18 protein-coding genes are annotated in these 23,366 nt (G+C 70.2%); 10 read left to right on the top strand and 8 right to left on the bottom strand.

Going from position 1 to position 23,366, the window contains the following annotated elements; all coding sequences use genetic code 11:
- Positions 1–33: 33 nt before the first annotated feature.
- From OHA89_RS14855 to OHA89_RS14830, 6 genes are all read left to right on the top strand, one after another.
- Entirely contained in the window at positions 34–1,368 is a 1,335-nt protein-coding gene (locus tag OHA89_RS14855) for a recombinase family protein (RefSeq protein WP_406366355.1), read from the top strand.
- A 47-nt stretch (positions 1,369–1,415) separates the two neighbouring features.
- Positions 1,416–3,470 (top strand): thioredoxin domain-containing protein, encoded by a 2,055-nt coding sequence (locus OHA89_RS14850; protein ID WP_266607898.1) that lies wholly within the window; start codon positions 1,416–1,418, stop codon positions 3,468–3,470.
- A gap of 256 nt (positions 3,471–3,726) precedes the next feature.
- A complete protein-coding gene (locus tag OHA89_RS14845; protein WP_266607897.1) occupies positions 3,727–5,025 on the top strand; it encodes a glycosyltransferase in 1,299 nt (432 codons plus the stop codon).
- Positions 5,026–5,215: 190 nt separating this feature from the next.
- The gene (locus tag OHA89_RS14840) at positions 5,216–6,925 is read left to right on the top strand and encodes a glycosyltransferase family 39 protein (RefSeq protein ID WP_266607896.1); all 1,710 of its coding nucleotides are present in this window, start codon (positions 5,216–5,218) and stop codon (positions 6,923–6,925) included.
- 6 nt (positions 6,926–6,931) lie between these two features.
- The gene (locus tag OHA89_RS14835; protein WP_266607895.1) at positions 6,932–8,122 is read left to right on the top strand and encodes a glycosyltransferase family 2 protein; all 1,191 of its coding nucleotides are present in this window, start codon (positions 6,932–6,934) and stop codon (positions 8,120–8,122) included.
- Between the two features lie 23 nt (positions 8,123–8,145).
- Positions 8,146–10,578 (top strand): galactose oxidase-like domain-containing protein, encoded by a 2,433-nt coding sequence (locus OHA89_RS14830; protein ID WP_406366354.1) that lies wholly within the window; start codon positions 8,146–8,148, stop codon positions 10,576–10,578.
- 75 nt (positions 10,579–10,653) lie between these two features.
- On the opposite strand, the gene OHA89_RS14825 is transcribed toward OHA89_RS14830, so the two are convergent.
- Complete coding sequence (locus OHA89_RS14825) at positions 10,654–11,328, bottom strand: hemolysin III family protein (RefSeq protein ID WP_374199329.1); 675 nt, start codon at positions 11,326–11,328, stop codon at positions 10,654–10,656.
- A gap of 220 nt (positions 11,329–11,548) precedes the next feature.
- On the opposite strand from OHA89_RS14825, the gene OHA89_RS14820 reads away from it, so the two are divergent.
- Positions 11,549–13,372 carry a phosphoenolpyruvate carboxykinase (GTP) gene (locus OHA89_RS14820; RefSeq protein ID WP_215148321.1) on the top strand — a complete coding sequence of 608 codons (1,824 nt, stop codon included), beginning with the start codon at positions 11,549–11,551 and terminating at the stop codon, positions 13,370–13,372.
- A 110-nt stretch (positions 13,373–13,482) separates the two neighbouring features.
- Here OHA89_RS14820 and OHA89_RS14815 read toward each other — a convergent pair whose 3' ends face one another.
- Genes OHA89_RS14815 through OHA89_RS14800 form a run of 4 tightly spaced genes read right to left on the bottom strand, consistent with a single transcriptional unit; the run spans position 13,483 to position 18,017 of the window.
- The gene (locus tag OHA89_RS14815) at positions 13,483–14,127 is read right to left on the bottom strand and encodes a hypothetical protein (RefSeq protein WP_266607893.1); all 645 of its coding nucleotides are present in this window, start codon (positions 14,125–14,127) and stop codon (positions 13,483–13,485) included.
- Positions 14,114–15,730, bottom strand: coding sequence for a substrate-binding and vWA domain-containing protein (locus OHA89_RS14810; RefSeq protein WP_406366352.1), 1,617 nt, complete (start codon positions 15,728–15,730; stop codon positions 14,114–14,116). The genes OHA89_RS14815 and OHA89_RS14810 overlap by 14 nt, the downstream gene beginning before the upstream one ends.
- The gene (locus OHA89_RS14805) at positions 15,727–16,929 is read right to left on the bottom strand and encodes a toxic anion resistance protein (protein WP_257554489.1); all 1,203 of its coding nucleotides are present in this window, start codon (positions 16,927–16,929) and stop codon (positions 15,727–15,729) included. Before OHA89_RS14805 ends, OHA89_RS14810 begins: the two co-directional genes overlap by 4 nt.
- Positions 16,926–18,017 carry a substrate-binding domain-containing protein gene (locus OHA89_RS14800; protein ID WP_257554488.1) on the bottom strand — a complete coding sequence of 364 codons (1,092 nt, stop codon included), beginning with the start codon at positions 18,015–18,017 and terminating at the stop codon, positions 16,926–16,928. Before OHA89_RS14800 ends, OHA89_RS14805 begins: the two co-directional genes overlap by 4 nt.
- Before the next feature lie 143 nt (positions 18,018–18,160).
- Between OHA89_RS14800 and OHA89_RS14795 the strand changes: the two genes are divergently transcribed.
- On the top strand, positions 18,161–18,583 hold the full coding sequence (locus OHA89_RS14795) for a hypothetical protein (RefSeq protein ID WP_406366351.1): 423 nt from the start codon (positions 18,161–18,163) through the stop codon (positions 18,581–18,583).
- An 81-nt stretch (positions 18,584–18,664) separates the two neighbouring features.
- On the opposite strand, the gene OHA89_RS14790 is transcribed toward OHA89_RS14795, so the two are convergent.
- Positions 18,665–19,084, bottom strand: coding sequence for a hypothetical protein (locus OHA89_RS14790; protein ID WP_215148315.1), 420 nt, complete (start codon positions 19,082–19,084; stop codon positions 18,665–18,667).
- A gap of 111 nt (positions 19,085–19,195) precedes the next feature.
- Positions 19,196–20,407 (bottom strand): pyridoxal phosphate-dependent aminotransferase, encoded by a 1,212-nt coding sequence (locus OHA89_RS14785; RefSeq protein ID WP_266607885.1) that lies wholly within the window; start codon positions 20,405–20,407, stop codon positions 19,196–19,198.
- A 349-nt stretch (positions 20,408–20,756) separates the two neighbouring features.
- Between OHA89_RS14785 and OHA89_RS14780 the strand changes: the two genes are divergently transcribed.
- On the top strand, positions 20,757–20,969 hold the full coding sequence (locus OHA89_RS14780) for a hypothetical protein (RefSeq protein ID WP_266607883.1): 213 nt from the start codon (positions 20,757–20,759) through the stop codon (positions 20,967–20,969).
- A 419-nt stretch (positions 20,970–21,388) separates the two neighbouring features.
- On the opposite strand, the gene OHA89_RS14775 is transcribed toward OHA89_RS14780, so the two are convergent.
- Positions 21,389–21,946 carry a TetR family transcriptional regulator gene (locus tag OHA89_RS14775; protein ID WP_266607881.1) on the bottom strand — a complete coding sequence of 186 codons (558 nt, stop codon included), beginning with the start codon at positions 21,944–21,946 and terminating at the stop codon, positions 21,389–21,391.
- A 97-nt stretch (positions 21,947–22,043) separates the two neighbouring features.
- Here OHA89_RS14775 and OHA89_RS14770 point away from each other — a divergent pair, with 97 nt between their 5' ends.
- Positions 22,044–23,027 carry an aldo/keto reductase gene (locus OHA89_RS14770; protein ID WP_257554482.1) on the top strand — a complete coding sequence of 328 codons (984 nt, stop codon included), beginning with the start codon at positions 22,044–22,046 and terminating at the stop codon, positions 23,025–23,027.
- The last annotated feature ends 339 nt before the right edge of the window (positions 23,028–23,366 follow it).

The following is a 23,366-nucleotide window of genomic DNA, read 5'->3' as shown; positions in this document are numbered from 1 at the left end:
GCATCGGACGAAAGCTCGAAGGGGGAGCGGGTCATGGGCGACACGCCACACACCAGCGAGGGCGGCCTCATCCCGGTCGCCTCGTACGCACGTACCTCGCAGGACACTCCGCAGCGCGACGCGCGCGGCGTGCGTCACCAGCACCGCATCAACGAACGTACGGCCCGGGAACACGGCTGCGTCGTCGTCGCCACCTACACGGACAACGCACGCAACGCGACCAAGGAGGACCGGGACCGGCCCGCCTTCGCCCACCTCCTCGCCGACCTCCACCGGGGCCACGCCTTCACCGCCGGGCCGCTGCGGGGTGTGGTCGCCGTCGCGGACGACCGTCTCTACCGCAGGCCCGAGGACTTCATCCGCTTCATGGCCGCGCTGACCTCGGCGCCGGGGCGTGTGTACGTGGACAGGGACGGCCTACGCGATCCGTACACCAAGGCTGGTCTCCTGGACGGTGTCGGCTCGCTCCAGGGGGCTGTCGCGGAGGGGCAGATGCGCAGCCGGCGAGTCCAGGACTGGCACTGGTCGCGCGCCATGGACGGACTACCGCACAGCGGGCCGCGGCCTTTCGGATGGCTGGGGGACCGGCAGACCCTGCACCCGGTGGAGTCGGAGCTCGTCCGCAAGGCCATCGAGCACCGGATCGCAGGTGGTTCCATGGGTGAGGTGGCGCGGGAGTGGGCTGCGCTGGGTGTCACGGGAACGCGCGGGGGCCGCCCGAACCCGCAGACGGTCACACAGATCATCACCGCCCCGAGGGTGTGCGGCTTCCGCGCCAACCGCGGAGAGCTGCTGATCGATCCCCGTACGGAGCGCCCACTGGTCGGGGCATGGCAGGCCGTCGTCACGCCTGAGCAGTGGACGGCCGTATGCGCAACGTTCTCGGCCGGGAGCCTGTACATGCACCGGGGCCCTCTCAGCCCGCGATTGACTGACCGCAAGGCCGGCCCGAAGTATCTCGCCAGCGGTTTCCTGCGCTGCGGGGCAGAGCTTGCCGGTGGTGGCGAGTGCGATCAGCTCATGGGCGGCGGCAAGAGCGCCAGCCGGAAGAGCCCGTACAACTACATGTGCGTTTCCGGCCGTGGCTGCGGGCGGTGTGCCATCAGCGGTCCCCTCGTGGAGGAGGCCATGGAAAGGCTGCTCTTTCCCGGTGAGGGACAGGGCAGGGTCCGGTTGCCGGAGCCGATTCGGTTGCGGTGGCAGTCGGGCGAGATGGGGTTCGAGGAGAAGCGGAAGGTGATCGCCTCGGTCTTCACCCATCTCGTGATCAAGCCGGGGCGGAAGGGCTGCGGCACCTGGGACTACTCCCGTGTGGTCCCGGTATGGAAGTGGGCTGATCGCATCATGACTGCCGAAACGGCGGCCTGATGGCCGGGTCATGAGCCGCACGCCGGGCGGTGCGGCAGGATGTCCCCATGCCGAACCGCCTCGCGAACGAGACCTCGCCGTACCTGCTCCAGCACGCCGACAACCCCGTCGACTGGTGGCCGTGGTCGCCCGAGGCGTTTGCCGAGGCGCGGGAGCGGGGCGTGCCCGTGCTGCTGAGCGTTGGCTACTCTTCCTGCCATTGGTGCCATGTATTTAGCATCGAAAGCTTCGAAGATGAACTAACGGCAGTCTATATGAACGAGCACTTCGTCAACATCAAGGTGGACCGGGAAGAGCGCCCCGACGTCGACGCCGTCTACATGGAGGCCGTGCAGGCCGCCACCGGGCAGGGCGGGTGGCCGATGACCGTCTTCCTGACCCCGGACGCCGAACCGTTCTACTTCGGGACCTACTTCCCGCCCGAGCCCCGGCACGGGATGCCCTCCTTCATGCAGGTGCTCGAAGGCGTGCGGACCGCGTGGGTGGGGCGGCCCGAGGAAGTGGCCGAGGTGGCGCAGCGGATCGTACGGGACCTGGCCGGGCGGCAGTTGGACTACGGGAAGGCCGGCACGCCCGGGCCCGAGGAGCTGGCGCAGGCGTTGCTCGGGCTGACGCGGGAGTACGACGCCACGCGCGGCGGATTCGGCGGGGCGCCGAAGTTCCCGCCGTCCATGGTGCTGGAGTTCCTGCTGCGCCACCATGCCCGGACCGGGTCCGAGGGTGCGCTCCAGATGGCCGCCGACACGTGTGAGGCCATGGCCCGGGGCGGGATCTACGACCAGCTCGGCGGCGGGTTTTCGCGGTACTCCGTGGACCGGGAGTGGGTCGTGCCGCACTTCGAGAAGATGTTGTACGACAACGCGCTGCTCTGCCGTGTCTACGCGCATCTGTGGCGGGCCACGGGATCGGATCTGGCGCGCCGGGTCGCCCTGGAGACCGCCGACTTCATGGTCCGGGAGCTGCGCACCGACCAGGGCGGTTTCGCCTCCGCGCTCGACGCCGACAGTGAGGACCCGGTCAGCGGCAAGCACGTGGAGGGGGCGTACTACGCCTGGACGCCGGCCGAGCTGCGGGAGGTGCTCGGGGAGGGCGACGGGGAGCTGGCCGTCGCGTACTTCGGGGTGACGGAGGAAGGCACCTTCGAGCACGGGAAGTCCGTACTCCAGCTGCCCCAGGACGGCCCGGCGGCCGATGCCGAGCGGATCGCGTCGATCCGGGCGCGGCTGTTCGCGGCGCGGCAGACGCGGCCCGCGCCCGGGCGGGACGACAAGGTCGTCGCCGCCTGGAACGGGCTCGCCATCGCCGCGCTCGCCGAGTGCGGGGCGTTCTTCGAGCGGCCCGACCTGATCGAGCGGGCCACCGAGGCGGCCGATCTGCTGGTGCGCGTGCACATGGACGGCCGGGCCCGGCTGGCGCGGACCAGCAAGGACGGTCAAGTGGGCGTCAACGCAGGTGTGTTGGAGGACTACGGCGATGTGGCCGAGGGGTTCCTCGCGCTGGCGTCGGTGACGGGGGAGGGGGTCTGGCTGGAGTTCGCCGGGTTCCTCGTCGACCTGGTGCTGGACCGGTTCACCGCCGAGGACGGTTCGCTGTACGACACCGCGCACGACGCGGAGAAGCTGATCCGCCGGCCGCAGGACCCGACCGACACGGCCGCGCCGTCCGGCTGGACCGCCGCCGCGGGCGCGCTGCTCTCGTACGCCGCGCACACCGGTTCGGAGGCCCACCGTACGGCGGCCGAGCGGGCGCTCGGGGTGGTGCACGCCCTCGGGCCGCGCGCTCCGCGCTTCATCGGGCACGGGCTGGCGGTGGCCGAGGCGCTGCTGGACGGCCCGCGCGAGGTGGCGGTCGTCGGGCATCCGGAGGACCCGGCGCGGGCGGCGCTGCACCGGACGGCGTTGCTGGGGACGGCTCCTGGGGCGGTGGTGGCGACCGGCCTGGCGCTCGCGGAGGACGGCAGCGGCGCGGAGTTCCCCCTGCTGGCCGAGCGCACACTCGTGCACGACCTCCCGACGGCGTATGTGTGTCGACATTTCGTCTGCGCGCGGCCTACGACCGATCCGGTCGAACTGGCAGAGCAGTTGGGGGTGGTTCGTCCCTGAAGTACCCGGAGTACCGTCAATTCCGGTTGCCGTATATCAGTTCAGAAACACGTCATTTATCTCCGCTGCGCCTGACTGTCATGTTCACTGTCTAACCTCAGGTCGTTCGGGAGTCACTGTTTCGGGAGACACCGAGATGGCGCACTGGGGGGTGCGCGCAAGGGGAAGCGGAGGCGGCGGGCCGGGGGGCCCGCCGTGAGCCTCCGGGGGGTTTGACGATTGCCGCCGGGGGTTGCGGCATGTCCGGGGGGACAATTTGTACACTTCTGTGTTCATTTCTGTCATTTCGCTGGCACTCTTCGGGATTGCCGCCTTCACGCTCTGGTGGCAGATGCACGCCTGGCGAACGCCGGAGGTGCTCGCGTCCACCCGATTCGACCGCCCCGACGGGGGCGGCCGGCTGGCCTTCTCCCTGCTGCTGCCCGCCCGCCACGAGCAGGCGGTGCTGGAGCACACCATCGACCGGCTCCTGGAGTCGAGCCACAACGACTACGAGATCATCGTGATCGTCGGGCACGACGACCCCGAGACCGCCGCCGTCGCCGAGCGCGCCGCCGCGAAGGATCCGGCCCGCGTCCGGGTCGTCGTCGACCACCACGAGACCAAGAACAAGCCGAAGGCTCTCAACACCGCCCTCCCGTCCTGCCGGGGCGACATCGTCGGGGTCTTCGACGCCGAGGACCAGGTCCACCCCGAGCTGCTCGCCCACGTCGACCACGCCTTCCGCTCCACCGGCGCGGACGTGGTCCAGGGCGGCGTCCAGCTCATCAACTTCCACTCCAGCTGGTACAGCCTGCGCAACTGCCTGGAGTACTTCTTCTGGTTCCGCTCCCGGCTGCACCTGCACGCCGAGAAGGGCTTCATCCCGCTCGGCGGGAACACGGTCTTCGTGCGGACCGAGGTGCTCCGCGAGGCCGGCGGCTGGGACCAGAACTGCCTCGCCGAGGACTGCGACCTGGGCGTGCGGCTCTCGTCGGTCGGCAAGAAGGTGGTCGTCGCGTACGACTCCGACATGGTCACCCGCGAGGAGACGCCCGGCTCCCTGGTGAGCCTGCTCAAGCAGCGCACCCGCTGGAACCAGGGCTTCCTCCAGGTCTACCGGAAGAAGGACTGGCAGCAGCTGCCCGGCCGCGGGCAGCGCTGGCTCGCCCGCTACACGCTGATGACCCCGTTCATGCAGGCCGCGTCCGGGGTGATCATCCCGCTCAACTTCGCCGTCGCGGTCTTCCTCGACGTGCCGGTCGGCATCGCGATCATCACCTTCCTCCCCATGATCACGGCGATGGTGACGTTCGTCTTCGAGATCGTCGGCCTGCACGACTTCGGCCGCCAGTACGGACTGCGCATCCGCTTCGTGCACTACGTCAAGCTCGTCGTCGGCGGCCCGTTCTACCAGGTGATGCTCGCGGGCGCGGCGATCCGTGCGGTCTGGCGCGAGCAGCGCGGCCAGAGCGAGTGGGAACTGACCAGCCACACCGGCGCCCACCTCGGCGGGGCCGGTGTCAAGCCGGACTTCTCAGCGTCCTCCGGGATGAGAGAGGACAGCCACCATTGAATCCTCCCCCGCCCGAAGAAGGGGGATTCCTGGCTCACGCTGCCTGGTGGACCGGCGGCCCGTCAGGTCTTCCACGATCAACGCCAGCCGGGTTGAGACCAGCCCGGAACAGAGCAATGCGAAGAGCGAACAGCGTGTTTGATCCTCGCTACGCACTGTCATCAGCACCATACCCGATCCGGAGGTCCAGGTGACGGCCACTCTGCCCACGGCCACTGATCCCCAGCCCGCGACGGCCGCCATCCCCGCCCAGCGCAGCGCCACCGGCGTCCGCCCGTCCGTGCCCGCCCGACCGCTCGTGCGCTTCCGCTCCTCCCGCCCGGACCTGCTGCTGTGCGGGGCCCTGCTGCTCGTGATCCTCCTCGTGCAGGGCTGGAACATCACCGAGTTCCCGACCCTCAGCGACGACGAGGGCACCTACCTCGCCCAGGCCTGGGCGGTCCAGCAGGGCGACGGCCTGGCCCACTACACGTACTGGTACGACCACCCGCCGCTCGGCTGGATCCAGATCGCGGGGCTCACCTGGCTGCCCTCGCTCTTCGTGCCCGACTCGATGACCGTCGCGTCGATGCGGTTCTCGATGCTGGTCGTCTCGGCCGCCAGCGCGGTGCTGATCTACGTGCTCGCGCGCCGGCTGTGGCTGCCGCGCTGGGCGGCCGGGCTGGCGATGGGCCTCTTCGGGCTCTCCCCGCTCTCGGTCGTGCTCCAGCGGGAGATCTTCCTCGACAACCTCGCGGTGATGTGGATCCTGCTCGCCTTCTGCCTCGCCGCGTCCCCCAGCCGCCACCTGTGGCACCACTTCGGGTCCGGGCTGGCGGCCGCCACCGCCGTCCTGACCAAGGAGACGATGCTGGTGGTGCTCCCGGCGCTGCTGGTGACGATGTGGCGCCACAGCCACCGCGACACCCGCAAGTTCGCCGTCACCGGAGCCATCACCGCCTGCACGCTCATAGGGCTGGCCTATCCGCTGTTCGCGCTGCTCAACGGTGAGCTGCTGCCCGGCTCCGGGCACGTCTCGCTCATCGACGGGATCACCTACCAGATGGGCCGCGAGGGATCCGGCTTCATCCTCGACCCCGGTTCCGGCTCGAACGGAGTCTTCCGGTCCTGGCTGTACTACGACACCGTCCTGCCCCTCGGCGGTCTGGCCGGCGCCGTCCTGCTGCTGGTGACCCTGCGCTGGTCGGTCACCGCCCGCGCGCTCGCCGGTCCCGCCCTCGCCGCGGTCATCCTGGCCCTCGTCGCGATGCGGCCCTCCGGCTACCTCCCGGCGATGTACGTGATCCAGGCGCTGCCGTTCCTCGCCCTGGTGCTGGCCGGGGGCGCGGCCAGCGTCACGCACGCCGTGCTGCGCCGCCGCCGCTCGCCGGGGGAGCGCAGGCAGTTGGTGTACGCGCGCTGGGCGCTGGTCGGCGTACTGGCCGCGGCGGCCTCGGTGTACGTGCTGCCGCGCTGGTACGACGGCAACCGTACGGCGCTCACGGTCGACGCGAACGCCCCGTACCGGCAGGCCGCGGCCTGGCTCGGCAGCGAGGTCGACGACCCGGCGCGCACCCGGGTGCTGCTGGACGACGCACTGTGGCTGGACGCGGTGCACCACGGGTTCGAGCCCGGACTCGGCGCCATCTGGTTCTACAAGGCGGACCTCGACCCGGCCGTCACCAAGACCCTGCCGCGGGGCTGGCAGGACATCGACTACGTCGTCTCCTCGCCCACGGTGCGCCGTGACGCGGTGGACCTGCCGAACGTGAAGGCCGCGCTGGAGCATTCGACGGCGGTCGCCGTCTTCGGCGAGGGCGAGGACCGCATCGAGATCCGCCGGACCGACCGGACCGACCCCGCGGTGCGGACCGCCCCCGCAGACCGGACCGACCCCGCCGACCGTCAGAGTGGGAGCTGAGTCACCATGAGCGAGGACCTGTGGTCCCTCCATGCCCCGATCGATCCGGACCTCACTGTTCCGCAGGCGGTGACCGGCAGCGTCACCCTGATCATCCCGACCTTCAACGAGGCGGGGAACGTAGCGGAGTTGCTGCGCCGGCTCGGTGACGCACTGCCCGACCCCGAGCACCTGCCGTGCGAGGTGCTGTTCGTGGACGACTCCACGGACGACACCCCGGCCGTCATCGAGAAGGCGGCCGCCGACCACCCCTTCCCGGTGTCCGTCCTGCACCGGGAGGTGGCCGAGGGCGGCCTCGGCGGGGCCGTCGTCGCGGGGGTCAAGCGGGCGGACACCGACTGGATCGTCGTCATGGACGCCGACCTCCAGCACCCGCCCCACCTGGTGCCCGAACTCGTCGGCGAGGGGATACGCACCGGCGCCGACCTCGTCGTCGCCTCCCGCTACATCAGCGGCGGCAGCCGGGCCGGGCTCGCCGGCAGCTACCGCATCGCCGTCTCGCGCGGCGCGACCTGGCTCACCAAGGGGCTCTTCCCGCGCGCTCTGCGCGGGATCAGCGACCCGATGAGCGGCTTCTTCGCGATGCGCCGCTCGGTGGTCACCGCCGAGACCCTCAAACCGCTCGGTTACAAGATCCTGCTGGAGCTGGCGGTGCGCTGCCGGCCCGCGAAGGTCGCCGAGGTGCCCTTCGTCTTCCAGGACCGCTACTCAGGCGAGTCGAAGTCCACCGCCCGCGAGGGCATGCGCTTCCTGGCGCACCTGGCCTCGCTGCGTTCCGCGACCCCGCTGGCCCGGCTGATCGGCTTCGGCCTGATCGGGCTCTCCGGCTTCGTCCCGAACCTGGCCGCGCTCTGGCTGCTCACGCACGCCGGGATGCACTACCTGCCGGCCGAGATCGTCGCCAACCAGGCCGGGGTCCTGTGGAACTTCCTCCTCATCGAGACCCTGCTCTTCCGCGACCGCCGCCGCCACCGCCACTGGGCGGACCGGATCGGCCGCTTCGCGCTGCTCGCCAATGCCGATCTGCTGCTGCGGATCCCGCTCATCGCGGTGTTCGTCGCCAAGTTCGGCATGGACGTGCTGCCCGCCACCGCCCTCGCGCTGGTCACCACCTTCGTCCTGCGGTTCGCCGCCACCGAGGCCCTCGTCTACCTGCCGCGCACCTCGCGCAAGGCAGGGCGTCACACCAGGAGTTGAGCCGCACAGAAGGGAACCTTTCCATGCGTCTGAAGATCCGGCGGAGGTCGGGGCGGCGTGCCGCCCTGCTGGCCGTCGGGGCGCTGACCGCGGGCCTGCTGCTCACCGCACCCCAGCAGGCCACGGCCGGACCGCCCAATCTGCTCTCCAATCCCGGTTTCGAAACCGCCGGCGCGCCCGGCGCCGACATGCCGTCCTGCTGGTCCAAATCGGGCTGGGGAGACAACGACTTCACCTTCGCGACCGTCCCCGACGCGCACAGCGGCACCAAGGCGATGAAGGTCTCCCTCACCCGCCGGGTGGAAGGCGACCGCAAGGCGCTGGTCACCGAGAACAGCACCTGCGCTCCGGCCGTGACGCCGGGCAAGCAGTACGACCTGTCCGCCTGGTACAAGTCGAACACCCCGGACGTGTCGGTGACGGTGTTCCGGCGGGAGGCCGCGACGGGGGCCTGGCAGTACTGGACCGATCTGCAGAATCCCCCGGTCAGTGCCGGATGGGCGCGCACGGAGGTCCGTACGCCCGTCGTCCCGCCGGGCACCGACAAGATCGCGTGGGGGCTGTCGGTGTACGGGGTGGGCACGCTCACCACCGACGACTACACGCTGGAGCAGGTGGGCGCGGTGCCGCCGCAGCCCACCTGTTCGGGTACGGCGGAGGAGTGCGCCAAGGGCAAGTGGCAGGTGATCCCGGCCAAGAACCCGGTGCGTTCGATGCACGCGGTCGTGCTGAAGAACGGGAAGGTGCTGCTGATCGCGGGCTCGGGCAACGACATCGCCCAGTTCAACGCGGGCACCTTCACCTCGGCCGTCTACGACCCGGCGAACGGGTCGTTCAAGACCATCCCGACCCCGGTGGACATGTTCTGCTCGGGCCATGTGCAGCTGGCCGACGGCCGGGTGCTGGTGATGAGCGGCAACAAGGGCTATCCGTCCGGAGACGGCAAGATCGGCTACCAGGGGCTGAAGGACAGTTACGTCTTCGACCCGGCGACCGAGGCGTACACGAAGACGAACGACATGAACGGCGGGCACTGGTACCCGTCGGCGACGATCCTCGGCAACGGTGACGTGATCTCCTTCGGCGGTCTGAAGGAGGACTCGACGGGCAACGTGACCGCGGAGAAGTTCTCGGCGGCGCAGAACAAGTGGCTCCCGATGAACGAGGTCAACCAGACCTGGTCGTACTGGGGCCTGTACCCGTCGATGATCCTCATGCAGGACGGGAGGCTCTTCTACTCGGGCAGCCACACCTTCGGCAACGGCACCCCCGGTACCGGCGCGTCCATCTACAACTACGACGCGAACACCGTCACCGACGTGCCGGGCCTGCGGAACAAGGACCAGCGCGACGAGTCGGCGAGCGTGCTGCTGCCTCCGGCGCAGGACCAGCGGGTGCTGACCATCGGCGGCGGCAACAACGAGACCAACCCGGCCGCGAACCGGATCACCGACATCATCGACCTGAAGAAGCCGAGCCCCGCCTACACGGCAGGCCCGGACCTTCCGCAGGGGCTGGTGGACACGGGTACGGGCAAGCGGCCGCAGACCGGGGCCGAGGGCAAGATGTACGTGTCCGCCGTGCTGCTGCCGGACGGCAAGGTCCTGGAGACCGGCGGCGGGCTGCACGACCGGGCCGACCCGGTGTTCGAGGCCTCGTTCTTCGACCCGGCCACCAACACCTACCAGGCGGGCCTGGCCACCGACCCGATCCCGCGGACCTACCACTCGGCGTCGTTCCTGATGCCCGACGGGCGGGTCATGTCGGTCGGCGACAACCCGGGCAACGGGACCTACAACCACAACGTGTCGATCTACACCCCGCCCTACCTGTTCAAGGGCGCGCGCCCGCAGATCACCTCGGTGATCGACACGCAGTGGGTGTACGGGGACACGCAGCGGATCACCGTCAACCGGCCCGTCGCCAAGGCGGAGCTGATCCGTCCGGCGGCGGTCACGCACTCCTCGGACCCGAACCAGCGGTTCGTGGACCTGCCGATGACGGTGGACGGGAACAACATCGACCTGAACGTGACCAGCAACCCGAACCTGGCGCCGCCCGGCTGGTACATGCTCTTCGCGGTCGACGCGAACGGCGTCCCGTCGATCGCGACCTGGGTGCACCTGGGCGGGCCGTCGGCGCTGGCGGCGACGGCGGAGCCGCCGTCCGCGCACGAGCACGACTTCGCGAACGATCTGGCGGCCCCGAAGCCGACTGTGCCCGATAAAGAGGGGGCGAAGCGGGACTCCGTACCCGTGGCCCCGACCGTGGCCGGCTGCGACCGGCACTACGGGACGGTCAGCGTGTGCGTGCCGACCCGCTTCCCGGCGGAGGTGAAGGAGACGCCGAAGGCCCGCTGCGACTGGCTGGCCGCCCACCAGTACCCGAAGCGCATGAAGGTCAACGGCAGCGACCCGCTGCGCCTGGACCAGGACGGCGACGGCCACGCCTGCTGATCCTCGAGCGAAAGGACCCCGCCACGCTCCGGCGTGGCGGGGTCCTTTCGCACCGTGGTCCGGTGCGCGCGGCGGCTAGTGCGAGTACGCGGCCAGCGAGATGCCGACGTAGTGGGCCACGAAGGCCGCGAGGGTCAGGGAGTGGAAGACCTCGTGGAAGCCGAAGAAGCGGGGGGAGGGGTTGGGGCGCTTCATCCCGTAGATGACCCCTCCCGCGCTGTAGAGCAGGCCGCCGACGATCACCAGGACCAGCACGGCGATGCCGCCGGTGCGCATGAAGTCGGGGAGGAAGAAGACGGCCGCCCAGCCCATCGCTATGTAGCAGGGGGTGTACAGCCAGCGCGGTGCGCCGACCCAGAACACGCGGAAGGCGATGCCGGCCGCGGCCGCGAGCCACACCGCCCACAGCAGGGTCCGGCCGGTGGAGGGCGGGAGCAGCAGGACGGTCAGCGGGGTGTAGGTCCCCGCGATGATCAGAAAGATGTTGGCGTGGTCGAGCCGCCGCAGGATGGCCTCTCCCCGGGGGCCCCAGGTGCCGCGGTGGTAGACCGCGCTGACGCCGAAGAGCAGGCAGGCCGTGAGGATGTAGATCCCGCAGGCGACGCGTGCCCGGGTCGAGTCGGTGAAGGCCATCAGCACGAGGCCCGCGACCACCACCGCGGGGAACATCCCGAGGTGCAGCCAGCCGCGCATCAGCGGCTTGGCCTCCGGAGCGGCCGGGACGGCCGGGGCGGCGGCGTCAGAAGTCATGGCCCACATGGTACCTACGGGTCCGTAGGTTTCCGTTAGTCCTCTTTACGGAAGATTGACGGACGTGGCGATGCTCACGTGAGAGGCCCCCTGGACATATGCGCACATGCACCGGATGATCAGATGAGTGCGGTCGACACCGGATGAGCGGAGCGCGAAGCGTCCGGGTCGCAGCCCCCACGGGGCCTACACCAAACAAACCCCTCAACAAGGAGCAATCGTGGCGCGCGACAACGCGGCTCCCACCATCCCGACGACCCACCAGGAGCTGATCTCCTGGGTGGACGAGATCGCAGCCCTCACCCAGCCGGACCGCGTCGTCTGGTGCGACGGCTCCGAGGGCGAGTACGAGCGCCTGTGCGAGGAGCTCGTCGCCAAGGGAACGTTCAAGAAGCTCGACGAGACGAAGCGCCCGAACTCGTACTACGCCGCCTCCGACCCCTCCGACGTCGCGCGCGTCGAGGACCGGACCTTCATCTGCTCCGAGAAGGAGGAGGACGCGGGCCCGACCAACCACTGGAAGGCCCCTTCCGAGATGAAGGAGCTGTTCGCGGGCGAGCAGGGCATCTTCCGCGGTTCCATGAAGGGCCGGACGATGTACGTCGTCCCCTTCTGCATGGGCCCCCTCGGCTCCGAGCTCTCCGCGATCGGCGTCGAGATCACCGACTCCGCCTACGTCGCCGTCGCGATGCGCACCATGACCCGCATGGGCAAGCCCGTCCTGGACGAGCTCGGCTCCGACGGCTTCTTCGTCAAGGCCGTCCACACCCTCGGCGCTCCGCTCGCCGAGGGCGAGGCCGACGTGCCGTGGCCGTGCAACACCACCAAGTACATCTCGCACTTCCCCGAGAGCCGCGAGATCTGGTCCTACGGATCCGGCTACGGCGGCAACGCCCTGCTCGGCAAGAAGTGCTACGCCCTGCGCATCGCGTCCGTCATGGCCCGCGACGAGGGCTGGCTCGCCGAGCACATGCTGATCCTCAAGCTCACCCCGCCGCAGGGTGAGGCGAAGTACCTCGCCGCCGCCTTCCCGAGCGCCTGCGGCAAGACCAACCTCGCCATGCTGGAGCCCACGATCCCCGGCTGGACCGTCGAGACGGTCGGCGACGACATCGCCTGGATGCGCTTCGGTGAGGACGGTCGCCTGTACGCGATCAACCCCGAGGCCGGCTTCTTCGGCGTCGCGCCCGGCACCGGCGAGCACACCAACGCCAACGCCATGAAGACGATGTACGCGAACACCGTCTTCACCAACGTCGCGCTCACCCCGGACGGCTCCGACGTCTGGTGGGAGGGCATGACCGAAGAGGCGCCCGCCCACCTCATCGACTGGAAGGGCAACGCCTGGACCCCGGAGTCCGAGACCCCGGCGGCCCACCCGAACGCCCGCTTCGCCGTCCCGGCCTCCCAGTGCCCGACGATCGCCCCCGAGTGGGAGGACCCCAAGGGCGTCCCGATCTCCGCGATCCTCTTCGGCGGCCGCCGCGCCTCCGCCGTGCCGCTGGTCACCGAGTCCTTCGACTGGAACCACGGCGTCTTCATCGGCTCGAACATCGCCTCCGAGAAGACCGCCGCCGCCGAGGGCAAGGTCGGCGAGCTGCGCCGCGACCCCTTCGCCATGCTGCCGTTCTGCGGCTACAACATGGGCGACTACATGGCCCACTGGGTCAAGGTCGCGGCCGACAAGGACCAGTCCAAGCTCCCGAAGATCTACTACGTGAACTGGTTCCGCAAGAACGACGCGGGCAAGTTCGTGTGGCCCGGCTTCGGTGAGAACAGCCGCGTCCTGAAGTGGATCGTCGAGCGCCTCGAGGGCACCGCCGAGGGCGTCGAGACCCCCATCGGCATCCTGCCGACCGTGGGCTCCCTCGACACCGACGGCCTGGACCTCCCCGCCGAGGACCTGGCGTTCCTCCTCACCGTCGACAAGGAGGTCTGGCGCGAGGAGGCCTCCCTGGTCCCCGAGCACCTGAACACCTACGGCGACCACACGCCCAAGGAGCTGTGGGACGAGTACCACGCACTCGTCAAGCGCCTGGGCTGACCGCCCGCCCCGATGACCGGGGCCAATGAACGTGGGAGCCCCCGACCAAGCGGCGTCCCACCGCTGTGGGAGCCCCCGACCAAGCGGTTCCCACCGCAGCACGTGACCTGTCAGGAGCGTCCGCGCTCCTCCAGATAGGTCGTGTGCGTCTGCTGACGGCGGGCCTCTGCTTCGCGGAGGCTCGCCGTCACGCGTTCCGCCTCGTCGTACAGGACCGTCAACTGCCGCTCCAGGTGCCGCTCCGGCGACTCGCCGCCCGGCGTCAGCCGGGTCCACCAGCGCGTCCGGTTGTAGGTGTCCACGCACTCCGGCACGTCCAGCCGGATCGCCCGGGACAGCGAGTGCACCGCCTCCGGGTCGGCGGCCAGGGCATCGGCCACCCATCCCGGATCGAGCAGGGCCGCGTACAGCTCCATCAGCTCGGCCAGCTTGCCGCCGGCCGCCGGCGGCAGGTCCACCTCGGCCAGGTACTCGCGCAGCCGCCCGAAGTCCTCCCGTACGACGCCCAGCTGCTCGGCGACGTCCGGATAGTGCGGCGGAGGCACCCGCTCCGGCGGGGCGATCAGCGCGCCCGCACCGTACAGCCCGGCGACCACCACCGGCCAGTACGAGCCGCCCACCCCGGCGAAGCCCAGGCCCAGCCCGGCCACCCCGCACGCGGAGCCGGCCAGGTTCTTCTTCGACTCCAGGTAGTTGAGAAAACCTGTGGTGAGAAAGCCCGTACCGAGCGACTTGGCGGCTCTATTGGTAGCCACGGATCTCCTCGAAGGCTCCGTTCAGCGAACCGTTCCCGCCGGTGGCGTCGAAGAGCCGCCCGCCGGTCAGTTCGGTGATGTGGGTGAGCTCCTTGCGGTCCGAATCGCCGAACAGCACCGCGAACACCGGCGTGTGCTTCTGCCCCTCGGGCAGCGCGGCGTAGAAGGAGTCGAAGTGCTGGGCGCCGACGCCCTCCGTGTTCTCGCCGTCCGTCATGAGCACGATCGAGGTGAAAGCGTCCGCGCCGCCCTTGCCGAGCTGCTCGTACGCCGCCTCCAGGCTGCTGTAGATCGCCGTGCCCCCCTCCGGCGCCAGGGACTTCACGTCGCCCCGGATCCCGTCCAGGGCCGGTCCCGGATTACCGGGCTCGACGACGTGCGTCCGTACCTTCTTCACCTTGGACCCGAACGGCAGGAGTGTCACCTCCTCGCGGTCCCGGAACCGCTGCCCGACCCCCGAACTCCCGCTGCCCGTCAGCTCCGTGAGCGCCGCCTTCAGCCGCCCGATGCGGTCCTCCTCGGACATCGAACCCGAGGTGTCCAGCACGTACACCGTCCGCGAGGGCCGGCGCAGCTCGTTCTCGTACGAGGCCAGCAGCCCGTCGGCGACCGCCAGCGAACCGGGGAACGGCAGCTCGCGCCGCTTGTCCGTACCCAGCCCGGCGGCCGGCGCCACCCCGGCCGCGACCGGCCGGCGGAAGGTCTTCTCGGTGATCGCCTGCTGCGCCTCGGCGCCGCGCAGGTACTCCGTCAGCGCCCGGCCCGACTCGCGGGCCCCGGCCGGGGCCGAGGTCAGCAGGGTCAGCGGGTAGTGCGCCGTGATCACGCCGTCGCGCGGCCGGATCACCGTCAGCGGGGACTTCGCGTCCCGGTTCACCGACAGCAGCACCGACTCGTAGTTCACCAGCGCGTCCACGTCCGCGCGCTGCGCGTAGGCGGTGGCGAGCCAGCCGGAGGAGCCCGAGGTCAGCTTCTGCCCGGCGAAGAACTCCTTCAGCCGCGGCGCGGCCGCCTTCACGTCCGCGTCGGTCAGCGCCGCCTGCGCGCCCGACAGGCCCGAGGCCACCGAGACCAGGGCGGAGAAACCGGAGTTGGAGCGCACCGGATCGGTCATCCCGTACGTGAGCTTCCCGCCGGTGACGGCCTCGTGCACCGCAGACCAGGTGACCTCCTCGGGCTTCCAGCCGAGCCGGGCCAGCGCCTCCGGCCGTACGCCGAGGGCGACGGGCGAGGACATCACCGGGGTCTCGTTGGCGAGCTTCCCGGCGGCCTCGGGCCGCAGCCGCAGATAGTCGTTGGAGGACAGCCAGATCGCGTCGTACTTGCCGTCGGCCTGCCCGGACGCGACCTGCTCGGCGGCGTCGAGCGTGCCGGACCAGGTCAGGTTCACGGTGACCCCGGTGGCCTTCCTGGCCTGATCCAGCACCGGCTGCATGTCGGCCAGCTCGCTGGAGGCCAGCACCCGCAGGGTGCCCTCCTTGTACGCGGGCGGCTTCGGGCTGTCGGCCTGTTCGGAGGTGCAGCCCGTCGCCGCCGCGAGCACGGCGAGGGCGAATCCCGCCGCCCAGCCTCGCCGGCGGCCACCGCGCAGCGGCCCGCTCACAGCGCACCGCCCTCGAGCGCACTGACGGTCCGCGTCCGCGCGAGGTACGCCGAGGCCGTCTGGAGCTCCCCGGTCAGGGACTCCACGGTCGCCGCCATGTTCTCGGTGGCCTGCACCTTGAAGGTGTCGATCGCGTCGAGCGTCTGGTAGATCTGCGCGAAGGCCGTCCGCAGGGTCTCCGCCCCCACCGCCGGATCGGCCGCGATCCGCTGGATCTCGCCGCTCTGCGTGGACAGCATCTCCGCGTTGCCCCGGATCAGGTCCTCCGTCGTGTTGCGCAGGGTGTTGACCTGCTCGATGACCTTGCGCTGGTTGTCGAGGGCCGAGGCCAGCATCACCGCGATCCGCAGCGCGGAGACGGTGGTGGTCGCGGCCCGGTCGACGCCCTTGATCAGCTCGTCGTTGTTGCGCCGGACCACGTCCATCGCCAGGTATCCCTGGGCGCAGACGGCCAGTTGGGTCAGCAGGTCCTGGTGCTTCTGCCGGACCGGGAACAGCATGTCCGCGCGCAGTGCGTCGGCTCCCTGCGGATCGGAGTGCTCGGCCTCGGCGATCCGCTGCTCGACGGCGGAGTCCAGGGCCTCGGTGAGGACCGCGTACTCCTGGAGCTTGCCCATGGTCTCCCAGAGGCGGGCGCGCTCGGTGTGCAGGGCCGCGTTGTCTCGGCGCAGCTCGTCCTGGCCGCTGCGCAGCGAGCCGACGATCTTGTTGAGGGTGGCCTGCGAGGAGGCGTACTTGGCCACGTGGTCGCGGAACTTGTTGCCGCCCGGCAGCTTCGAGAGCAGCTTGCCGAAGCCCTTGGCGGGCGTGTCGCGCGGGTCGAGGTCCTCGACGGTGCGGCGCAGCTCGACGAGGGAGCCGGCCACCCGGGCCTGGGCGTCCCCGCCGCCGTCGGAGCCGAGGGAGCGCACGGCCCGGTCCAGCATCCGGTTGGACTGCTGGGCGGCGGAGCGGATGTCGGCCGAGCCGAGCCCGGCGATCTCGCCGAGGCGCTGCGCGAACTCGGGGGAGCGGGTGTCGATCCCGGCGAGCGAGCCGACGTACTCCCCGGCCCGGCGGGCCATTTCGTCGCGGACGCCGTCCTGGAGCGGTACGAGTCCGGCGGCCTGCTCCTTGCGGACGGGGGCGACGGGTTCGGGCGCGGTGAGGACGAGCGGGCCGCGGTCGTCGGAAGGTGTCTCGGGAGGTGTCAGTGTCACGGTGTGTCCCCCTGGCCCTTGGCGCGGGCGGCGAGCGCCATCAGGATCTTTACGGTGGGTGTGCCGACCTGGCGGATGCCGGTCAGCGCGGGGTTGAGGTAGGCGGCGTGCGGGGCGGTCGCGGCGGTGAACTCGGGCACGCCGTCCTGCGGCCGGAACCCGTGGCGCAGGGCCAGCTCGCGCAGCTTCGGGTCGGTCGCGAGGAGGGTGCCGAGTTCCTTGGCCTTGTCACCGAGCGGGACGAAGGTGTGCGCCGTGTTGACGGTGGTGTCCGGGTAGAGGACCACCATGTCGCCGGGATCCTGCTTCTGCAGGAGCAGGGCGGCCACCTGGGACTCGTAGACCAGGATGAGCGGTTCGCCGCTGCCGCTGATGAAGGCCCGGAACGGGTCGTCGGTGCTCGGTTCCAGGGCGCCCTGTACGGAGATCAGCTTGTGCAACAGGGGTGCGGTGCGGGCGATTCCGGCGTCGTCTGAGACCACGTTGCTGCCGTTCGCCACGTTGGAGGTGGCGGCGAGGAAGAGGGCGCCGGAGTTCGAGGTGGACGGGTCGGTGGTCTTGATGAACACCGTGCCGGTCAGCTCGGCGTGGGCGGAGGAGCCGGGCAGCTGCTGCCAGGTGCGGTCCTCGCCGGCGGCCTTGAGGAAGGGGCCCATCAGGAGGGTCCCGGAGTTCTTGCCGGTCATCTTCGCGAGGCCGTTGTCGGCGAGGACCTTGGCGGCGTTGGAGCGGGCGATGACGACGAGCGGGGAGTAGAAGGGCTTGGTCTCCTGAGCGCCCTTGACCCCGGCCGCGGCCTCGACCTCCTTGGCGGGTTCACTGCTGCTGGGGAAGGCGAAGTCGAACTCCTTGAGGGCGAGCTGGTCCATCGCCCAGGAGCCCGAGGTCTCCGTCTTCACGGTGTAGCCCTTGGCGGCAAGGGCCTTGACGACGTCCGGGTCGCGGAAGAATTCGGACTTCTCCGAGCCGATGACGCCACGCACGGTCTTCGTTGCCGGCGTTTCCGGGTCCTGCCCGTTGACGAGGGCGACTGCTACGACGCCGCCGATCAAGAGGAGGCCCAGGACGATTCCTAGGATGCGTCTCACGAGTGCAGAGTGCTCGCGGAAACCCACATTCCGCGACGAGTTGAATGAACGTCAGGTGTCCAGGCGGTCCCACTTCGAAATGCTGTGTGAGCCCGTGGGTGCTGGTGGGAGGGGCTGCTGCCGAGGAGGATCTGGGCATGGGCGTGAGCGCGTTGAAGTGGCAGGGCTGGCTGGTCGGTCTGGTGACGCTGGCCGGGCTGCTGGTGTTCGCCCCGCTGGGGCTGTACGTGTGGGCCAGTGGCGGCGCGGCCGGCGAGGCGGCGCCGCGGGCCGCGGCGGAGGACGTACGGGTGACCGGGTGCCGCATCGATCCGGCCAGCCGGCGGGTGGTGGCCGCGGTGACGGCCGCGGGCAGGCCGCAGGGGCCGGGCGCGTACGTGGTGACCGTGGAGTTCCGCGAATCCGCGGACCCGGTGCCGGGAGGGCGGGCCGCCCAGGCGCTGGTGAAGATCCCGGGCGTGGCCCTGGGGGCGACCGAGTACGGCGAGGCGGTCGGCCCGGTCTGGCCGGTCGCGACGGTCCCGTGGTGCGGGGTCGCGGACGCGGAATTCAGCCCCGAGCCGTAGGACGTGTCCGGCCGCGGTCAGGGGTGCAGCAGGGGTTTATGGCGCCCGGTCCGGAGCCTCCGCGGCCCCGGACCGGGGCCGTCAGAGGGCGCCGGCCAGGTCCTGGGACGTGAGGGCGGCGGCGTGCGCGTCCATGCGCTCGGCGGCGAGGATCGCGACGGTGGTGTCGGCGCGGGACGCGGCGACGAGGAGCGCGCGGGCGGCGAGGTCGTGCGCACGCTGGTGCAGGGCCGTGGTCGTGTCCGTGCCGTCGGCAGGGTCGTACGACGGCGACGGCGACTGCGGGGCACGGGTGGGCTGGGCCCCCCGCAGCCGCGCGACCTGCGCGGCGATCCGGGCGGCGGCCTCGTCGAGCCCGAGCTCGTCGGTGACGGCGAGCAGGGCCGCGAGGTGCCCGGCGAGCTGGATGTCCAGGGCCTCGCTGCGACTGCGGTGCGGATAGTCGGCCGGGGCGGCGCCCATGCGGTGGACGACCGACTTGGTGCGGATCGGCTCGTACATGAGGTGGCCTCCTGCGTGGTCAGGAGACCATCCTACATTGGAATCATTCTAAAGTTGAGCTGAATCCTGTCGAAACTCGAGCGAGGCCCCTGGGGGCGGGGTTATCGGGGGCTACGGCTGGCTGTAGCCGTCCAGGAAGTTCCCGATCCGGGTCACCGCGTCCGCCAGATCCTTGGCGTTCGGCAGCGTCACGATCCGGAAGTGGTCGGGCTCGGGCCAGTTGAAGCCCGTACCGTGCACCACCATGATCTTCTCGGCCCGCAGCAGGTCGAGGACCATCTGCCGGTCGTCCTTGATCTTGTAGACGGAGGGGTCGAGCTTCGGGAAGAGGTACAGCGCCCCCTTGGGCTTCACGCAGCTGATGCCGGGGATCTGCGTCAGCAGGTCGTACGCCGTGTCGCGCTGCTCCAGCAGCCGCCCGCCCGGAAGCACCAGGTCGTTGATCGACTGCCGGCCGCCGAGGGCGGTGGCGACGGCGTGCTGCGAGGGCATGTTGGCGCACAGTCGCATGTTGGCCAGGATCGTCAGGCCCTCGATGTACGACGAGGCGTTCTTCTTGGGGCCGCAGACCGCCATCCAGCCGGCCCGGTAGCCGGCGACGCGGTAGTTCTTGGACAGCCCGTTGAAGGTCAGGGTGAGCAGGTCCGGCGCGATGGTGGCGGTGTTCGTGTGCGTCGTGCCGTCGTACAGGATCCGGTCGTAGATCTCGTCCGAGCAGACGACCAGGTTGTGGCGGCGCGCGATGTCCGTGAGCCCGCGCAGCATCTCGTCGTCGTAGACGGCGCCGGTCGGGTTGTTCGGGTTGATGATCACGATGGCGCGGGTGCGGTCGGTGACCTTGCGCTCGATGTCGGCGAGGTCCGGCATCCAGTCTGCCTGCTCGTCGCAGCGGTAGTGCACGGCCGTACCGCCCGCGAGCGAGACGGAGGCGGTCCACAGCGGGTAGTCCGGCGCGGGGACGAGGACCTCGTCGCCGTCGTCGAGCAGCGCCTGCATGGACATCTGGATCAGCTCGGAGACGCCGTTGCCGAGGTAGATGTCCTCGACGTCCAGGTCGATGCCCTTGGTCTGGTAGTGCTGCATGACCGCGCGGCGCGCGGAGAGCAGCCCCTTCGCGTCCCCGTACCCGTGGGCGTTGCCCAGGTTGCGGAGCATGTCCTCAAGGATCTCCGGCGGGCACTCGAAGCCGAAGGCCGCGGGGTTGCCGGTGTTGAGCTTGAGGATGCGATGACCTGCTGCTTCGAGCCGCATCGCCTCTTCGAGGACGGGGCCGCGGATCTCGTAGCAGACATTGGCGAGTTTCGTTGACTGGATCACCTGCATGACGGGAGCTTACGGGGCCGGGTGCGGCCGTGGCGCGCCATTTGGGCGGGAGGGGTGGCGGGCGATATGTCCTGTTTCGGGTAATGCTTGGGTGCTGGTGCGGTCCACCCTTGGAATGCGGGGCTGGGGTCGCGGTACGGCCTGCGGAATGGGTGGGGAGGCGGGGTGGGCGGGTGCGGGGGAGTTGGGGGTGTTGCGCTCGTCACGCTGGGGGCGGGCTGGGGTGGGGTGGGTGAGTACGCGGGCTGAGTACGCGGGCTCATGCGGCGGGCCGGTGGTGGGGGGAGGCTGGAGATCCGGAACGGCGGCTACCGAGGGGCGTGGGGCAGTGGAGTTCGTAGTCGGTGACATGACGATCACCACGGTCGGCACGGACGGCGATGATCGGGCGATCGAGTTCCTGGTGTCCGGTCCGGCCGGCACGGACCAGGGGTGCTTCGCGATCCACCGCGAACACGGCCAGGGCTGGGAGACGGCCCGCCTCAGCCTGGACCCGCACGCGGGGAGCGTCCCGGTGGCCGCGGTGGAGTGGGCGGTGGAGTTCGCGCGCGAGTACTTGTGAGGGGGAGGTCCGAGGGGCGGGGCGGGGGCTTCGGGGGTCGGGGTCTCGGCGGGGCGGGATCAGGGAGGGTTTGGGGGTTTCCCGTCAGTCCCACTGTCTCCCCGGGTCGGGCCGGTCTGTAAAGGGTGCTCCCTTCGGTCGCGTCGCTTCGCGATGGCCTTCGGCCACCCTTGACAGACCGTCCCGCCCCGGAAAGACAGGACTGTCGGGAAGCCCCCAAAAGAACGGTCCACTGGTTCCATGAATGAGCAGGGGCCATCAGCGACCGGCTCCCTGGCCCCTGGGGCGGCGTCTGAGCCCGGGCCTATCTGGAGGGGATCCGGGGTCGGTGGGCGCGTCAGATCGCTACGCGGTTGCTCATTGTTTGGCGGCTGACGGCCGTCTGGGGTTGGACGTGAGCCGCCCACGCTCGTCGTGGGTCAGGTGCTGGACGGGGTGGTGATCCGGTGGACGGACTCCACCACCGCCGCGCGGTGGCGGGCGAGCTGCTCCGGCGCCCAGTCGGTGCCGACCGCACCGAACCACGCCTGCGAGATGGCGATCACCAGCGTCAGTACATCGGTGGCGTCCATCCCGGCGTCGATGCGGCCTGACTCCTGCGCCTGCCGCACTGCGGCGATCTTGCCCTGGTAGGACGCCGCCTCCGTGTCCGTGGTCCCCGGACGCTCCAGTTGCTTCCACAGCACCAGACGCATCAGGGCCGGCCGCTCGGTGAGGTGGTCGAAGACGGCGCCCGCGTAGCCGGGCAGGTCGTCGGCGTTGAACGGAACGGACTCCGAGCCCGTCTCCAGTGCCCGCTGGAGCACGGCGTCGAAGAGCTGCTCCTTGTTGCCGTAGTAGACGTAGATGAGCCGCTTGTTCGCCTGTGCCGCCTCGGCGATGCGGTCGACTCGCGCACCGGCGATGCCGTACGTCGCGAACTCGGAGAAGGCCGCATCGAGCAGGCGCGCCTTGGTCGCGCTGGAATCCCGTGCCATGCCTCAAGGCTAGCAAGTAACTATCTGGTTATTGACATCGGCCGCAGGTGCGATGCATGCTCTATCTATCCAGTTAGTTACTTCGAAGGGGACCACGATGGACATCCGCGCACTGGGCAGCCAGGGACTGAAGGTCGGCGCCGAAGGGCTCGGGCTCATGGGCATGAGTGCCCACTACGGAGCCACGGACGAGGTCGAGTCGCTGGCCACGATCGACCGCGCCCTGGAGCTCGGCGTCACCCTCCTCGACACCGCCGAAGGCTACGGGCCCTTCCTCAACGAACAGCTTCTCGGCAAGGCGCTGGCCGGCCGCCGCGAAGCCGCCGTGATCGCCACGAAGACCGGCGTCGAGTTCACCGACGAAGGGGCCTTCCGCGGCCACAACGCGACCCCCGAGTACATCCGCCACTCGGTCGACCGTTCCCTGCGCCACCTGGGCACCGACCACATCGACCTGTACTACCTGCACCGCATCGACCCGAACGTGCCCGTCGAGGAGAGCGTGGGCGCCCTGGCCGAGCTCGTCGCCGCCGGCAAGGTCCGACACATCGGCCTGTGCGAAGCCGCGCCCGCCACCATCGCCCGCGCCCACGCCGTCCACCCGCTGGCCGCCGTACAGACCGAGTACAGCCTCTTCGAGCGCGGCATCGAGCACGACGGTGTCCTCGACACCCTGCGCGAGCTCGGAATCGGGCTCGTCGCCTACTCCCCGCTCGGCCGGGGATTCCTCTCCGGAGCCATCACCAGCCCCGACGACTTCGCCGCCGACGACTTCCGCCGCACCGACCCCCGCTTCCAGGGCGAGAACTTCCACCGCAACCTGGCCGTCGTCGACCAGGTGCGCCGCCTCGCCGCGGAGAAGGGCGTCACGCCCTCGCAGCTCGCTCTGGCGTGGACCCTGCGCCAGGGCGCGGTACCCATCCCGGGCACCAAGCGCCGCCGCTACCTGGAGGAGAACATCGCCGCCACCGCTGTGACGATCAGTGACGCGGACCTGGCCGCCATCGACGCCGTGGCCCCCCACGGCGTTGCCTCGGGCGACCGCTACGCCCCCGAGCTGATGACGTCCCTGAACGGCTGACCCCCCCGTAGCCGCCAATCAACGGGGAGCACGTGGCGATCTGACGCGCCGGCGGCTCCCGAGGGGCTTCTGGTCGCTGTCTCGTGCGGGTTGGGCCGCCCCCGGCCCGGATCCCCTCCCTATGGGCCCGGGCGCAAACCCTGCCGCACGGAACCCCTGGAGCCGGTCCCTGATGGCCCCTGCTCATTCATGGAACCAGTGGACCGTTCTTTTGGGGGCTTCCCGACAGTCCTGTCTTTCCGGGGCGGGACGGTCGGTCAAGGGTGGCCGAAGGCCATCGCGAAGCGACGCGACCGAAGGGAGCACCCTTTACAGACCGGCCCGACCCGGGGAGACAGT

The organism is Streptomyces sp. NBC_01546 (assembly GCF_045208355.1).
GTDB lineage: Bacteria > Actinomycetota > Actinomycetes > Streptomycetales > Streptomycetaceae > Streptomyces.
The sequence above is the reverse complement of the archived record's forward strand: the minus strand, read 5'-3'. Positions and strand labels throughout refer to the sequence as shown.

What these genes read in the sequence shown, in the direction of transcription:
- OHA89_RS14855 (WP_406366355.1), top strand. Translation starts at nt 34, where the DNA reads ATGGGCGACACGCCACACACCAGCGAGGGCGGCCTCATCCCGGTCGCC.
- OHA89_RS14850 (WP_266607898.1), top strand. Translation starts at nt 1,416, where the DNA reads ATGCCGAACCGCCTCGCGAACGAGACCTCGCCGTACCTGCTCCAGCAC.
- OHA89_RS14835 (WP_266607895.1), top strand. Translation starts at nt 6,932, where the DNA reads ATGAGCGAGGACCTGTGGTCCCTCCATGCCCCGATCGATCCGGACCTC.
- OHA89_RS14830 (WP_406366354.1), top strand. Translation starts at nt 8,146, where the DNA reads ATGCGTCTGAAGATCCGGCGGAGGTCGGGGCGGCGTGCCGCCCTGCTG.
- OHA89_RS14825 (WP_374199329.1), bottom strand. Translation starts at nt 11,328, where the DNA reads ATGACTTCTGACGCCGCCGCCCCGGCCGTCCCGGCCGCTCCGGAGGCC.
- OHA89_RS14790 (WP_215148315.1), bottom strand. Translation starts at nt 19,084, where the DNA reads ATGTACGAGCCGATCCGCACCAAGTCGGTCGTCCACCGCATGGGCGCC.
- OHA89_RS14785 (WP_266607885.1), bottom strand. Translation starts at nt 20,407, where the DNA reads ATGCAGGTGATCCAGTCAACGAAACTCGCCAATGTCTGCTACGAGATC.
- OHA89_RS14780 (WP_266607883.1), top strand. Translation starts at nt 20,757, where the DNA reads ATGACGATCACCACGGTCGGCACGGACGGCGATGATCGGGCGATCGAG.
- OHA89_RS14775 (WP_266607881.1), bottom strand. Translation starts at nt 21,946, where the DNA reads ATGGCACGGGATTCCAGCGCGACCAAGGCGCGCCTGCTCGATGCGGCC.
- OHA89_RS14770 (WP_257554482.1), top strand. Translation starts at nt 22,044, where the DNA reads ATGGACATCCGCGCACTGGGCAGCCAGGGACTGAAGGTCGGCGCCGAA.